The sequence below is a fragment of the Dyadobacter subterraneus genome, from assembly GCF_015221875.1.
Lineage (GTDB): Bacteria > Bacteroidota > Bacteroidia > Cytophagales > Spirosomataceae > Dyadobacter > Dyadobacter subterraneus.
Genome location: NZ_JACYGY010000001.1, coordinates 4,838,960 through 4,853,890, shown reverse-complemented (window position 1 = coordinate 4,853,890; position 14,931 = coordinate 4,838,960). Strand labels below are relative to the sequence as shown.

Below are 14,931 nucleotides of genomic sequence, written 5' to 3'. Positions count from 1 at the left end.
AATTTTCCAACTTATCAGTTAGCAAATTTTATATAGTCTATACACAAAGTAGGTATGCCAACTGGCACAGTATTTATCAACTCGGTAATTAGCTGGTAAATCACTCAAATTCCGGTTTGAAGCATATGAATACAGTAAATACTAGAATACGAACATTAGGTGTGAATTTCAGCGATAAAGGATTGGCAAATGTTGTCCTGTGGGCACCAGAGGCAAATCGTGTGGAAATTCTTCTACTTTCAAGAAATATAAAAATTCCTTTGATCAGTGAAGAATATGGATATTGGACGCTTGAAACTGATCTAATAGCGCCAGGTGAGCTATACGAATTTATATTGGACAATGATAAGCAGCTTCCGGATCCGGCTTCCTTATCACAGCCCAAAGGAGTTCACGGACCGTCGCAAGCTATTGATATCCGGAATTTTTCATGGACTGACACGAACTGGAAAAACATACCGCTAAAAGATTATATCACTTACGAATTACATACAGGCACATTCACACCTGATGGTACGTTTGCTTCTTTGGAAGAAAAACTGGATTATCTGGTTGATCTTGGAGTAACGGCCATTGAGATTATGCCGGTAGCACAGTTTTCTGGTGAGCGAAATTGGGGTTATGATGGTGTTTTTCCTTATTGCGTCCAAAATTCTTATGGCGGAGCGAAGGATTTGCAGCATTTGGTTGACGTTTGCCACCAAAAAGGATTAGCTGTGATTCTAGACGTTGTCTATAATCATATCGGTCCGGAAGGAAATCATCTGGAAGATTTTGCACCATATTTTACAGACAAATATCACACACCCTGGGGAAATGCGATCAATTTCGATGACGCCTGGTGTGATGGAGTCAGACTTTTCTTTATTGAAAACGCACTCATGTGGTTCCGTGATTTTCATATAGACGGACTAAGAATGGATGCTGTTCATGCAATAAAAGATTTCAGTCCTGTCCATATTTTGCAGGAAATTAAAGAGCAGCTGGATTTTCTGGAACAGCAAACCGGTGGCTGTCATTATCTTATTGTCGAGCTGGATTTGAATGATACACGTTTTATCAACCGTGTTGACAAGGGTGGCTACGGAATGAGTGCACAATGGATTGATGAATTTCATCATTCCCTGCGCGTGAGTTCAGGACAGGAAAAGTCAGGTTATTATTCTGATTTTAATGGAATTAAGTCTTTGGCAAAGGCATATCAGGATGCATACGTATATGACGGAACGTATTCTGATCACCGAAAGAAAAAATTTGGTATAAAGGCGACTGAAAATCCCGGACAGCAATTCGTGGTTTTTTCTCAAAATCATGATCATGTCGGCAATCGTATGCTTGGCGAGCGCACCAGTGAGCTTGTCAGTTTTGATATGCAGAAACTGATGGCCGGAGCAGTACTTGCGAGTCCATATCTTCCCATGTTGTTTATGGGGGAAGAGTATAGTGAATCCGGAAGGTTTCAGTATTTCGTAAGCCATACGGATCCTGAACTTGCAGAAGCGGTTCGAAAAGGCAGAAAAAAGGAATTTCAGGCATTTCACATGTCCGGGGAAGCACCGGATCCGATGAGTGTTGAGGCTTTTGAAGGATCTAAATTGCACTGGGATCTGATTGAAAAAGCTCCGCATAAAACCATGCTTGCCTATTACAAAAAGCTGATCGGGATCCGTAAACAACAATCTGCTTTAAATGTGCTGAACCGCAAAGATGTGCATGTTGAATGTCTTGAAGACAAGGAGGTTATCATTTTACAGCGTCAGCATAAGATTCAGGATGTTATTTGTCTGATGAACTTTTCGGATAAGCCACAGGAAATTCATGTGGCGGTTTATGCACCGGTATGGCAAAAATTAATTGCTTCTTCCGATACTTTGTGGGACGGATCTCAGGATTTGCCTGAAAAAATTTCCGGAGAAATTACGCTGGTTTTGCCGCCACAATCTTTTACACTTTACACCAATCAGTATGAATAATCCGATCGCTACTTACCGTCTGCAATTCCAGAAAGAATTCAATTTTAAAGATTTTGAAGAGATTATTCCATATCTTCAAAAAATGGGTGTAAGTACCATTTATGCTTCACCAATTTTCAAATCAACGCCTGGAAGTACGCATGGTTATGACGGGGTAAATCCCAATGAAATTGATCCGGAAATTGGCAGTGAAGCGGATTTGAAAATGCTTACTACAAAATTAAAAGAAACGGATATTACCTGGTTGCAGGACATTGTTCCAAATCATATGGCTTTTCATTCGGAGAATCCATGGCTGATGGATGTTCTGGAAAAAGGCAAACAATCGGTGTATGCAACGTTTTTTGATATTGCCTGGAACAGCCGTCTTTTTCATGGAAAACTGATGGTGCCTTTTCTGGAATCTGATCTTGATGAAGTTTTGGAAGATGGAAAAGTCACGATAGAATTTGTTTCCGGTCGTTTTGTTCTTCAATATTCGGACAATATTTACCCGCTTAATCCTGATTCCTACTTAACAATTTTAAGTGGAGCTGAAGACGCGCTTAATCAATCGGTGCAGCAAATTTTATCGCAGATCAAAGAAATAACAGACCTGGAAGATTCCCGGATTTTTTCAGAAAGATGGAACGAACTGGTACTGCAATTGACCTCACTGGCAGAAAATGAACAGGTGAAAAGTTTTATCGAAAAATCATTGAAATCGATCAATGAAAATAAGGAAAAACTGAAAGAAATCATCGACAGACAGACATATGCTTTATGCAACTGGCAGAAAACAGATGAACAGATTAATTTCCGCAGGTTTTTTACGGTTAATGGTTTGATCTGTCTGAATATCCAGGACGAAAATGTATTTAACGAATATCACAAACTAATAAAATCTCTTCTCGAAGAAGGCGTTTTTCAGGGAATCAGGGTTGATCATATTGATGGGCTATATAATCCGGCCGGCTATTTGGATCAGCTTAGGGGACTGGCCGGAGATGATACTTATGTCGTTGTTGAAAAGATTTTGGAAGAAGGTGAAAATATGCCAAAATCCTGGCCTATTGAAGGTACCACGGGTTATGAATTTTTATCATTTGTCAACAACCTGCTGACTAACAAATCGAGCGAAAAGGATTTCACAGATTTTTATCAGGATCTTGCCCAAAGCACAGTTCCGCCTTTAAATCAGTTGCGTCAAAAGAAATCACATATTCTTTACGATTCCATGGCCGGGGAGCTGGAAAATCTTTACCAGCTTTTTATCGAGTTAAACTTGACGGAACCTGAAAAAATTAGCGAAACCGGCAAGGACAATATAAAAAATGCAATCGGTGAATTCTTGATTCATTGTCCGGTTTACCGTTTTTATGGAAATGTTTTTCCGCTTGAAGAAAAGGAATTAACGGCAGTTAAAAGTATTTTCGATGAGGTGAAATCCGTTCATCCGCAGTTGGCATCAGCCACTTCTTTATTAGAAGAAATTTTACTGGAAAAACCGAAAAATGCAGATGAAGATTATAAAATCCGGGCGTTGGAATTTTATCAGCGCTGCATGCAATTTACAGGACCACTTATGGCAAAAGGTGGTGAGGATACTTTAATGTATACTTTCAACCGGTTTATAGGCCATAATGATGTGGGCGATTCTCCTGAAAACTTCGGATTGCCTATTGAAGATTTTCATAAAAAAATGAAGCAGCGCCGCCAGGATTGGCCGCTTTCATTAAATACAACTTCCACACACGATACTAAAAGGGGAGAAGATGTGCGGGCCAGATTAAATGTTTTGACCGATCTTCCCGGTCCCTGGTTTGAACACGTTAAAGAATGGCAGGAATTAAATGCACCGCTTCGTGAAAAGTTTTCTGCTCCGGATATCAATGATGAATATTTAATTTACCAGACATTGCTTGGCGCATTTCCTATGCCGGGCGAAGATGAGGATGATTTTTCGGAACGTCTGGGAGAATATCTTCAAAAAGCATTGCGAGAAGCAAAAACGCACACAACATATGCAGAACCCAATGAAGCCTATGAAGAAGGTGCCAAAAATTTCGCCCTTGAATTGTTGAAGAAAGATGGGCCTTTCTGGGAAAAATTTGAATTGTTTCATAGCAAAACTGCCAGCGCCGGAATCGTAAATTCTTTGGCGCAGGTGCTGCTGAAATTTACCTGTCCGGGAATTCCGGATGTTTATCAGGGTTGTGAATTGTGGGATTTTAGTTTGGTAGATCCTGACAACAGAAGACCGATTGATTTCCAAAAAAGACAAGAATTCCTGGCTGATTTTGAAAACTATGATGATCAGGAACGTTTGCTGGAAAAGTTGTGGGAAAACAGAAATAACGCGCAGATCAAACTCTGGCTGACGCATCAATTATATAATTTAAGAAAAGAAAATCCGGCACTTTTTGCAGAAGGAGATTATGTCAATCTGGAAGTAGAAGGTACTTACAAAAATAATGTGCTGGCTTTTGCAAGGGTTTACAAACAAACTGTTTTGATAACGGCTGTCCCGCTTCATACTGCGATTATGTGTGAGGAGCAGAAAAAAGAATTATTTGACCTGCATTGGAAGGATACCACCATCACACTTCCATCCGGTATGAATGCTGAATGGGAATCTTTATTTGCTGAAAAACAATCAGAATATCAGGATAGTGTGCCCGTTTCGGATTTATTTAAAAGTTTCCCTGCTGCTGTTTTAAAAGGACAAAAAGTCAAAAATGAACGAGCGGCAGGCGTTTTGATGCATATCAGCTCACTTGCTTCGCCGTTTGGAATTGGGGATTTAGGCAAGGAAGCTTTTGCTTTCGCAGATTTTTTAAATCGCAGTAATCAAAAATACTGGCAGTTGCTTCCATTAAATCCCACGGAAGCTGCTCAGGGAAATTCGCCTTATAGCGCACTTTCCAGCCGGGCCGGAAATCCAACCTTAATCAGTCCTGAAATCTTAAAAGCCGAAGGTCTTCTGGAAGAAATTAATCTTTCTGATTATGAACTTCCGCAGGATGGAAAAACGGATTATGAAAAAGCAGAGCAGATAAAACAGGAAATTCTGGAAAAAGCCTACGCTGGTTTTGATGCTAAAAAAGAAACATTTCCGGCTGAGGATTTCGATAAGTTTTGCGATGAAAATTCAGAATGGCTGAATGATTTCGCATTATACATGGTGCTCCGGAAACAGCACGAGGGAAAACCCTGGGTTGAGTGGGAAGAGCCTTTCAAATTGCGTGATCCTGAATCGCTCAAAAAAATTCAGGACACGGAAGCAGACCAGATCAGGTTTGTAAAATGGGTTCAGTATGTTTTTGACAAACAATGGAAATCACTTCGTTTGTATTGTAATGAACGTGACATTAGTTTTTTAGGTGATTTGCCCTTTTATGTAAGCTATAATTCCTCAGATGTCTGGGCACATCGTGATCTTTTTCTTTTGGATGAAAAGGGTAAGATAACAGGAATCGCCGGCGTTCCGCCGGATTCATTTTCGAACGATGGGCAACTTTGGGGAATGCCAATTTTTAACTGGGAAGCTTTAAAAGAACAAAAGTATCAATGGTGGGTTGATCGTCTTCGGAAAAATACGGAGCTTTTTGACTTGGTTCGTCTGGATCACTTCCGCGCTTTTGCAGATTATTGGGAAGTTCCGGGCGGCGAAAAAACTGCCGTAAATGGTACCTGGAAACTCGGTCCTGATGCAGAATTTTTCAAAACCATTGAAGCTGCTTTGGGAAGTTTGCCTTTCGTGGCGGAAGATCTTGGAAAAAGCAGTCCGGCAGTTTACCGGTTACGTGATGAATTTAAACTTCCCGGAATGAAAGTTTTGCATTTTGCTTTTGATGAAAGCATGGCCGGTTCGGATTTCATTCCTCATAACTACATGCAGAATTTCATTGTATATACAGGAACGCACGACAATAATACGACACGCGGCTGGTTCCGAAAAGATATTGATGAAGGAACACGTGCACGGTTGGAAGATTATGTCGGACATGTTTTGAATGAAGAAAATATTTCCGAAGCACTGGCCAGACTGGCATTCGGATCGGTTGCGAAAACTGCCATTTTACCTATTCAGGATGTTTTGAATCTGAATGAAAATTCTAAAATGAATAGTCCCGGATCTGGTGACAACAACTGGGAATGGCGTTTGGTGCCCGGACAACTAACCAGACAAGCAGAAAAAAAATTAAAACACTGGACAAATCTGTATAATCGAAATTAAAGTTGGTTCCCACATGGGGAATCGATAGTAAGGGGAACACTTTTTTTGTAAGGCCGGTGTTGAAAAATGATTCAATACCGGCCTTTCTGTATCCGGTATAGGATCTAAGATTACTAAATATTTCTCACCACTTTTGAATAGTAAAATTTATGGAAAAGGTTGACTTGAATCTGCTGGCCATAATAAATCGTATTATTTCGGATTTTTCTGATCCATCCCAGCACTATATGGTCGTTGCGAATTACTCCTTTTACTACGATGAGCTTACCAATTTTGCCCCGGTATATTTTAATAATGAATCTATCGACGAAATTTCGCTGACAGACGACGGGCTGAAATGTAAATTTGCATTCCAAAGCGACGATGTTGATGATCGTTTTACAATCAAAATTCCTTATGACCAGATTGGGCGAATCACTAAATGTGAACATCCTGACTTCATCGATGAGCATGTGCTATTTGTAAATGAAGCAGTTATGCTTAAACATTACCATACACCCGGAACGGTCAATTTTTTTAATAATTGAGAGGAGATTGATTCAGGAATAACTCTATGGTACGGTTTTTTGAATTGGCTAGGAACAAAAAAGTTTTAACCTATCCTTTACAAACCGTTACGACATAATAGATGGAAGTTAAACGATCCCACCACAGAAAGAAAAAAGCAGCCTGGTTTTTTGCCGGTTTTATTATTTTGATTATCGTCGCCAGACTGATTCTTCCTTATGTCGTTCTTCATCTGGTTAATAAAAACCTGGCAACGATGAAAGGCTACTATGGTCATGTAAAGGACATAGATCTGGCAATTATCAGGGGAGCATATAAAGTTGACAGCCTTTATCTTAATAAAAAAGACACGGTAACGTCAAAACAAACTCCGTTTTTCGCTGCATCCGCCATTGATCTTTCGGTAGAATGGAAGTCACTTTTTCACGGTTCAATTGTTGGCGAGGTCGTAATGAACAGACCAATGCTGCGTTTTACAAAAGATAAGGTAGAACCAAAAGACGTAGCCCGTGATTCGTCAGCGCTGAAAAAATTGCTTGATGACTTTATGCCCTTACAAATTAACCGATGCGAGGTGAACCAGGGAAGGATTCTTTACATTGATCAGGAATCAAAACCGCCTGTTGATCTGCAAATGACGAATGTGCATATTCTGGCTGAAAACCTGCGTAATAGTTATGATTCAACTGTTGTGTTGCCAGCCAGCGTTGATGCACAGGCCAACATTTATGACGGAACGCTTACATTTAATGCCAAAGCAAATCCCTTAGCCAATGCGCTTACGTTTGACATGAGCGCTGAGCTTAAAAACACCAATCTGGTAAAGCTTAACGACTTTTTTCAGGCATATGCTAAAATTGACGTGAATAAAGGGACTTTTGGATTATACACAGAGGTAGCCGCAAAGGATAAAAAATTTGCAGGTTACGTAAAACCTTTCCTTAAAGATCTTGACGTTTTAGGTAAAGAAGACCGTCACGATAATATTCTTCAAAAACTTTGGGAAGGTGTTGTAGGAACTGCCGGAGTAATTTTGAAAAACCAGCGAAAAGACCAGATTGCCACAAAAATTCCTTTCCAGGGAAATCTGGATGATCCAAAGACAAATGTATGGTATGCCCTGGCAAATATTTTGCAGAATGCTTTTATCCACGCTCTTCAACCTGCCATTGATAATGATATCAGTATAGGTTCTGTGAAGCTGAAATCGGATGACAAGAAAACATTCTTGCAGAAGATTTTCTCAAAAGACGACGACAAAAAAGGAAATAAAGACAAAGAGAACACGGATAAAAAGAAAGAAAAGGAGAAAAAAGAAAAGAAAAAGCAAGAAGATGATAAAAAAGGAAAAAGATAAAAAGAAGTAAAACCTAAAACCGTATAATTATGAGCAGTCCAAAATTTAATGAAGGTGCATGGGTTAAGAAAAAAGACGGCACCAAAGGTATGACGGTTGTCAGAAATGTAACAGGCGACGGTGATTCTGAATTTTCAGGTAAGGTAATATGCAAATATGCCGATGAAGAAGGCCATGATGTTGAGAGCGAATTTGCCGAAACAGATCTGGTACCACTTTAAATTGTAATAAAATTGAAAACTGACGCTTTCAGTTAACTGAAAAATACTGAGCGTATTATCCTGCATGGTGCAGAAACAAAATAATGGTTTAATTGCAGGAACGCTTTTTGTGCTTTTTAAATGTAAATTTGGTTTCTTTTGTTTCAGGTGATCCTGACAAGCGTTACGAAATACGTTTGGTTCTAATTCATTTTTGTCGTAATCAAAAATTCACATGACTGATAGAAAAGAATTGTATATCGTTGATGATTCCGCAGACCATCGGTTCGTTTTGGAAAATATTTTCACCAAGTTTTTACCCCAGTATCCAGTCCGTTTTTTTGAAGGTGCCCAGGATTTATATCATTTCTTAATTTTGCAATCGGCTCCTGATTATAAAGGAATTTTGCCGGGCCTGATCATTCTGGATCTCAAAATGCCGTCCATTAATGGCTATGAATTACTGAAATTGTTGCGTAAGACGCCTGATAATGAGAAAACCCAATGGAGAAGTTTGCCCGTTGTAATGATGAGCAGCGAATATGCTCCTCAGGAAATCATACAGTGTTATCAGGCGGGAGCCAACTCCTATCTGACAAAACCATTAATATTTGAAGAGTTACGGGATGTCCTTTTTACAACCTGTCAATACTGGCTGGACTTTAACAGGTCGCCTTCGTTGAATTAGTTGTGCTGGTGTAACTGTTTGAAAATTTGAGAGTTGTTCTTTTTGGGTATGATTTTTTAAAGTGTGTTGATGTAATTAATTCACAAATAAAATCACAAACAATGAAAACGATCCTTAAATCAATCTCGATTGGCGGTTTATGTCTGCTTTTAAGCATGACGGCCTGCAACAGCAAGAAAAGTGAAACGACGAGCAGCGACACTGCTTCAATGGGTACAACGCCAGACGGCAACATGGGCGAAGCTCCTGCTGATTCAACAATGATGATGGATTCGACAAAATCGGATTCAACTAAAATGTAAATTTAATACTAAACCGGAAGCTGTACCGAGACTGAGTCTTGATAGAGAAATCAGAATTTCCGATATATATATTTTTATTTCATGACTAATTCTGGTATTTCTTACAATTTGCCCGGTACCGTTTCCGGTGTTTTTTTTACAAAAAAGGATGCAGATATGGCCTATCATGCCCTTTTGAAACTTGGCCATACGCACGACGACATTTCTGTTTTGATGTCGGATGAAACTCTGAATAAATATGAAAGGCCTCATCCGGAGGATGCAGAAGAATTTGTGACTTCTGAAGAAGAAATCGAAAAAGAAGCGTCAATAGAAAAACCCAAAGGGACTATCATTAATGCGATAATTTCGATTACCTCCATGATCTCAATTCCCGGTTTGGGCATTGCAATATCCAATACGCTACTAAAAAAAATCTATAATCTGACTGCCGAAGATTCCTCTGAAAAAACAATTGGAGGTATTTTGAGTTCGAGCGTTCCGGAAGAGCATACAGATTCGTATGGAGACAGTATGAAAGAAGGCGGAATAATCATTAGTGTGGATCCAAGAAATTCGCAGGAGAAAAAAGCGATTGTTAAAAATTTCAGGGAAAATAACGGTCAGGATATTTTGGGAGATGACGGTTATACGGAATTTTGAAAATAACGGGAAGTGGTAAAACCTCCCGTTTTGAATTTATACAACTGCACTATGGTCACCGGAGAATATCCGCTGGCCGTTATTTTTTTCAAAAGCTTCGATAATTTCAATTTTGTCCAAGGCATTTTTGGGACTTACGCTGATCATCACGCCACCTTCCTAAATTGATGTTTCATAATATTCCTTGTGTTCGTCAGGATAACCCGCTCCAATGATCGCTCCGATTGTTCCACCTGCAATACTTCCTGCCGCTGCGCCGGTAAGTCCTGCTAATAACGGTCCCATTAATACGAGGCCAAATCCAGGTAGGGCCAGATTGGAACCTATCGCTGCAATGACACTTACCACAGCTCCTGCCGTACCGCCTAGCAAAGCTCCGCGACCGGCATCTTCCAAAGTATGCGAAGTTTCTACACTTTCATCGTCAATTTTGAGAAAATGTCCTTTATGTGTCGTTTCAGACATAACCACCGAGATGTTTTCTCGCGTATAACCTTTGTTTAATAGTGCTTCATAAGCACCATCAGCGTCAGCCATTGTTAGGAAAATCCCTGTTATTTTACTGTTTATTGCTGTATTAGAGTCCATAATATCGATTTTTATTTCTGATAATACAGCTAACAGCACAACTTCTATGCCAAAGTTTTTTATTACTAATTAAATATAAACGTTATCAAATCAAGCCTCATAGCAGCAGAATTAAATGATTTTATACATGATCAAGCAATTCTTTTAATGAAGAAGTTATTTCCAGCGGTGCAGGGTAGGGGATGAAATCGTTGTATAATTTTTCACTCACAAATTTTATAATGGTATTGCTGCTTTTAAGATTTTTGTCAACCGAAAAGGGTAATACTTTGTGAGGAGATTTCCAGGGTGTATGCTGTGGATTTGTACAGGCGTACAGCACAACCTGCGGTTTTTTCATAGCAGCAGCAATATGTATGGTGCTTGTGTTTACAGAAATTACGGCTTTTGAAATTGAAATCAAACCGATAAATTCTCCAATAGTTAATTTTCCTGCGAGTGAAAATGCTTTTAACCCGATTTCGTTTTGTATTGATTCTGCCAGCGCTGCTTCTGATTCGGAACCGGTAATCAGCAAATTAAAGGGATATTTTTCACGTAACAATTTCCCGGTTTCTATCCATAAATGAGTTGGATATTTTCTTTTCTCTTCAGATACACCCGGGTGTAAAATCAGAAATGGTTTCTGCGGATCGATTCCAAGCGAACTGAGTTTTACTCTTAATTCCGGAATGATGTTATCGTTTAATTTCAAAGAAAGTGAATCCTCCGATAAACTTGCACCTAAACTTTTTACCAGATTTAAATCACGTTCAACCTGATGTAAAATGTAATCATAAGGTTCTAAATCCGGTATCCAGTCGGTTAAAAGACCATATGGATTTTCGCGGCTGTATGCCAGTCTTTCAGGAATATCAGCCATCATCATAAGCATGGCAGCTGGCAGTGCGCTTTGGCTGTAAACCGTAAAAATTATTGCCGCATCAAAATGATAAGTTTTGAGTTTTTCTGCGAGATCCGATAAGTCTTTTCCGGAGTTTTTTGAAGTGCTTTTTACCCATGGCAAATCAAAAGTTAACACCTCATCAATAGCCGGAAGATGATCACCAATAATATTTCCGCTTTTTGATGTAAGCAGGGTAATCTTACAATCAAAAGTTTCTTTTAAAGCACGAATAGCGGGATAACTCATAATAACGTCACCCATGTTATCGGCCCTGACGCACAAAATATTTTTGAAATTTCCCGGATTTTGCATACCTACTAATTTGGCGAATCAAGTATAAAGGCAGAGGCATCCAGAAAATTGGAAGCCATATAATCAGGCGTACGTGCCCGCCCGACAATCCATTCCGTTTCGTTGCCGTTATTGATCAAAACTGTTTTACAACCTGCCTGTGAGCCTGCTTCAACATCGTTCAAAATATCACCAATCATCCAGGAAGAGGAAAGATCTATATCGTAGTCAGAGGCGGCTTTTAATATTAATCCCGGTTTTGGTTTTCTGCATCTACAAGCAGTTTGCGAAGAATCACCTTCAGGCATATGAGGACAAAAATAGAAACCTGCCAGTTCAATACCTTCTTGATTTAGCAGATCCATAAAATAAACAACCAGATTTTCCAACTCTTCTACTGAAAATAAACCCATTGCCAACCCCGGCTGGTTTGAAATGACAATGAGCTGATAACCTTGCGCCTGTAATTTTAGCAAACCTTCAACCACACCACTTTCAAGTTTCACTAGCTGCGGATCTACGTTATAAGGCGAATCTTCAATGAGCGTTCCGTCCTTATCCAAAAAAACTGCTTTATTCGCCATGGTATAAGTTTCTTATTCCTTCTAAACAAAATGTCTTAATCCTTTTATCTGAGTATTTCTTTGGAAATAACTCTTCATCAGGTATGCAGATTTTCTTTTTGCCGCCGGTTTATAAGTGAGTGCCTGATACAGTTCGTCAGCTTTTTTAGCAACACATTCCCAGGTGAACATGTCGTTAACTCGCTTCAATGCCTTTTTACAAAGATTTTGGTACAAAACCGGATCAGATAATCCTTTTTCGATTGCTTCTGCAAGAGCGGTAGGATCATGAGGAGGAACCAGAAAACCGGTATGATTATGTTTCACGCTATATTTGATACCACCAACATTTGCTCCGATTACAGGTGTTCCACAAGCCATAGCTTCCAATGGTGTAATGCCAAAGGGTTCGTACCACGGCGTTGAAATAAAGAAATCGGCAGCACAGTAGTAATATTTTAGTTCGTCGCGATTTTTTCTTCCTGTAAAAGTAACCGAATCCAGAACTAGTTCTTCCCGGGCAATTTTCTTCAATCTTTTGAATTCGGCATCGTTATCAAAATCAGGAATTTCATCAGCACCGCCCACAACCAGTAATCTGATTTTAGGAATATGTTTCAGTTTTCCAAGTGCACGGATGACATTATCGACGCCTTTTCTGGGTACGATCCGTCCAAGCTGTAAAAGGATAATATCGTCCTGATCAAGATTAAGGATTTTCCGGGCTTTCTGTTTGTCCAGAAACTGGAATTCTCTTGCACTGAATCCGCAGGGAATAATGGTAATTCTTGATGGATCCGCACCGTAATGTTCAACCAGATCCTGTTGATCCTGCGGACATTCCGCAATGACCTGATCCGCATCATGAACGATCATTTGTTCAATATCAATTCTTTCAACGGGAAAAGCATCTTTCTCTTTTTGATGCAGCATTCTGATTTTTCCCAGCGCATGGAAAGTAATTACATATGGTATTTTAAGTTCTCCTTTAATATTAAATGCCACAAGGCCGGACATGAAAAAATTGGCGTGAACAAGATCATATTGCAGATCATTACTTTGAATAAAATGAATCATATTCGTCGTAAATTCACCCATAAATCCAAGTAATTTTTCCTTGGCAACTTCCTCTTCCGGGCCTGCTACAATATGAACAACCCTGATACCCGGAAGCCATAAAACCGTTTCCAAAAGATCCGCAGAATCTTTTCTGGTAAAGATGTCGATGGTATAACCAAGTCTTGCCAGTTGTTTACAAATCTCGGCCACGTATACATTTTGTCCGCCACTGTCAACGCCACCCAATACAGCAAGCGGAGACGCGTGTTCGCTAATAAAGGCTAGTTTTTTCTTCATAACTATGTTTGTTTTGTTGAAGTGCCTGATGGAATGTTTCATTCCAATCATTTGTGAAGCGGTTTATATCAAATTTGGCTTGGGCAATTTCTTTGGCTTCTGATCCCATCTGGTGAGCCAGCGCAGGATTATCAATAAGCGATTTCATACCGGCGATCAGGTTTTCGATGTTAGTATCAATAAATCCGGTTTTGCCATTTTTCAAAACGTTAACGTATTCGGTAGTGGCCAGCGCAACAACGGGCATTCCCGTCATCATGGCTTCGCATACGGCCAGTCCAAAACTGGTATAACGAATCGGATTAAAGAAAAACCGGTACTGACTAATGAATTCGGGAAGTACAGGATTCAGAACTTCACCTAATCCTCCTGACTCTTTTGTTCCCATACCAACCAGATCCAGCGGAACGTGTTTTCTGACTTCATCAAAAATGTCCCAGCCGGTTATTCTTCCCCGCTGTTCGATGTGGTTGATGACAACAATACCTTTCGGAATGCTGCCCTGATATTTTACTTCGGGTACGCAGACTCCGTGTTCAATTACTTTGATGTTCGGTATGTTTCCGTTATCCCACATCAGTTTATTAAAATGGGTTACGTGCACCATTAGCACAGAAGGATCATTCAAGACATGCCGGGTGTTGGTTGGATGCTTTTCAGGCGTATTGTGTTCGACATAAACCTTTGGCAATTGTTTCTGATAATCAGACAGTACTTCATGCTGATCAATCAAAAAGTTTTTCTCAGACTGAAATAAAATGCAGTCAAATTCCAGATTCTTCAATTCCTCAACCGGCACTTCAATGACATTGGCTCCGAAAGGAAATGTTTCACCTCGGCCATAATAACCTTCTGTTTTCTCGGGTTTGGTAGGAATGTAAATATCATATGGCCCCTGTGAAAGATAAAATAGATAGCTTCCGTGAATGTGCCATGTGAAAATTTTCAGTCTTGTTTGATGCTGGATGATCTTCATTTTTTTCGGTTTGAGGTGAAGGCAGTTTTTAAAATCAAACCGAGGCTTATAAAAAAGAATGCCACGAAACAGATGCCCAAACCGGGAACAGCACTGATTGTAGCAGGAACCGCTTCTCTGGTAATAAGCAAGTTAGGAATGGGAAAAGTTGTGGTTAAAGCGCTTCATATGTGTCTGTGTAACATGGCGTTATATCCACAAGTATATTTGTGGGAATTAATTAAGTACACAATTTTTTATGTTTTGGATTTAAAATTTTTTAAGGATGCATATAAGGAAAAGAACCTTCGCTGCGGCATCAAAATTGCGTGAGGTCAAAACGAAGGATTAATAAACTTTGGCACGAAACTTTATCAGGTCAGGCACGAATAATAAAACTGATA

14 protein-coding genes are annotated in these 14,931 nt (G+C 39.6%); 9 read left to right on the top strand and 5 right to left on the bottom strand.

Annotation, left to right across the window (positions count from 1 at the left end; translation table 11 throughout):
- Nucleotides 1-125 precede the first annotated feature (125 nt).
- The 8 genes from treZ to IEE83_RS20230 all read left to right on the top strand — a co-directional run bounded on the left by treZ (nt 126) and on the right by IEE83_RS20230 (nt 9,888).
- Nucleotides 126-1,973 (top strand): malto-oligosyltrehalose trehalohydrolase, encoded by a 1,848-nt coding sequence (gene treZ / locus IEE83_RS20265; RefSeq protein ID WP_194122327.1) that lies wholly within the window; start codon nt 126-128, stop codon nt 1,971-1,973.
- Nucleotides 1,966-6,192, top strand: coding sequence for a malto-oligosyltrehalose synthase (treY, locus tag IEE83_RS20260; protein ID WP_194122326.1), 4,227 nt, complete (start codon nt 1,966-1,968; stop codon nt 6,190-6,192). Before treZ ends, treY begins: the two co-directional genes overlap by 8 nt.
- A gap of 149 nt (nt 6,193-6,341) precedes the next feature.
- Nucleotides 6,342-6,719, top strand: a complete 378-nt coding sequence (locus IEE83_RS20255; protein WP_194122325.1) for a hypothetical protein — start codon at nt 6,342-6,344, stop codon at nt 6,717-6,719.
- A gap of 101 nt (nt 6,720-6,820) precedes the next feature.
- Nucleotides 6,821-8,056 carry a DUF748 domain-containing protein gene (locus IEE83_RS20250; RefSeq protein WP_194122324.1) on the top strand — a complete coding sequence of 412 codons (1,236 nt, stop codon included), beginning with the start codon at nt 6,821-6,823 and terminating at the stop codon, nt 8,054-8,056.
- Between the two features lie 29 nt (nt 8,057-8,085).
- Nucleotides 8,086-8,277: a hypothetical protein gene (locus tag IEE83_RS20245; protein ID WP_194122323.1), complete on the top strand. Its 192-nt coding sequence runs from the start codon at nt 8,086-8,088 to the stop codon at nt 8,275-8,277.
- Nucleotides 8,278-8,491: 214 nt separating this feature from the next.
- Nucleotides 8,492-8,944, top strand: coding sequence for a response regulator (locus IEE83_RS20240; RefSeq protein ID WP_194122322.1), 453 nt, complete (start codon nt 8,492-8,494; stop codon nt 8,942-8,944).
- 101 nt (nt 8,945-9,045) lie between these two features.
- Complete coding sequence (locus IEE83_RS20235; protein ID WP_194122321.1) at nt 9,046-9,246, top strand: hypothetical protein; 201 nt, start codon at nt 9,046-9,048, stop codon at nt 9,244-9,246.
- A gap of 81 nt (nt 9,247-9,327) precedes the next feature.
- The gene (locus tag IEE83_RS20230) at nt 9,328-9,888 is read left to right on the top strand and encodes a hypothetical protein (protein ID WP_194122320.1); all 561 of its coding nucleotides are present in this window, start codon (nt 9,328-9,330) and stop codon (nt 9,886-9,888) included.
- Nucleotides 9,889-10,047: 159 nt separating this feature from the next.
- Here the strand turns inward: IEE83_RS20230 and IEE83_RS20225 are convergent, their stop codons facing one another.
- The 5 genes from IEE83_RS20225 to IEE83_RS20205 all read right to left on the bottom strand — a co-directional run bounded on the left by IEE83_RS20225 (nt 10,048) and on the right by IEE83_RS20205 (nt 14,548).
- A complete protein-coding gene (locus IEE83_RS20225) occupies nt 10,048-10,476 on the bottom strand; it encodes a hypothetical protein (RefSeq protein ID WP_194122319.1) in 429 nt (142 codons plus the stop codon).
- A 121-nt stretch (nt 10,477-10,597) separates the two neighbouring features.
- On the bottom strand, nt 10,598-11,674 hold the full coding sequence (locus IEE83_RS20220; protein ID WP_194122318.1) for a glycosyltransferase family 9 protein: 1,077 nt from the start codon (nt 11,672-11,674) through the stop codon (nt 10,598-10,600).
- Between the two features lie 5 nt (nt 11,675-11,679).
- Nucleotides 11,680-12,237 (bottom strand): D-glycero-alpha-D-manno-heptose-1,7-bisphosphate 7-phosphatase, encoded by a 558-nt coding sequence (locus IEE83_RS20215; protein WP_194122317.1) that lies wholly within the window; start codon nt 12,235-12,237, stop codon nt 11,680-11,682.
- 21 nt (nt 12,238-12,258) lie between these two features.
- Nucleotides 12,259-13,572 (bottom strand): glycosyltransferase family 4 protein, encoded by a 1,314-nt coding sequence (locus tag IEE83_RS20210; protein ID WP_194122316.1) that lies wholly within the window; start codon nt 13,570-13,572, stop codon nt 12,259-12,261.
- Nucleotides 13,547-14,548 carry a glycosyltransferase gene (locus IEE83_RS20205; RefSeq protein ID WP_194122315.1) on the bottom strand — a complete coding sequence of 334 codons (1,002 nt, stop codon included), beginning with the start codon at nt 14,546-14,548 and terminating at the stop codon, nt 13,547-13,549. Before IEE83_RS20205 ends, IEE83_RS20210 begins: the two co-directional genes overlap by 26 nt.
- A gap of 72 nt (nt 14,549-14,620) precedes the next feature.
- Between IEE83_RS20205 and IEE83_RS33030 the strand changes: the two genes are divergently transcribed.
- A complete protein-coding gene (locus IEE83_RS33030; RefSeq protein WP_228101895.1) occupies nt 14,621-14,860 on the top strand; it encodes a hypothetical protein in 240 nt (79 codons plus the stop codon).
- Nucleotides 14,861-14,931 lie beyond the last annotated feature (71 nt).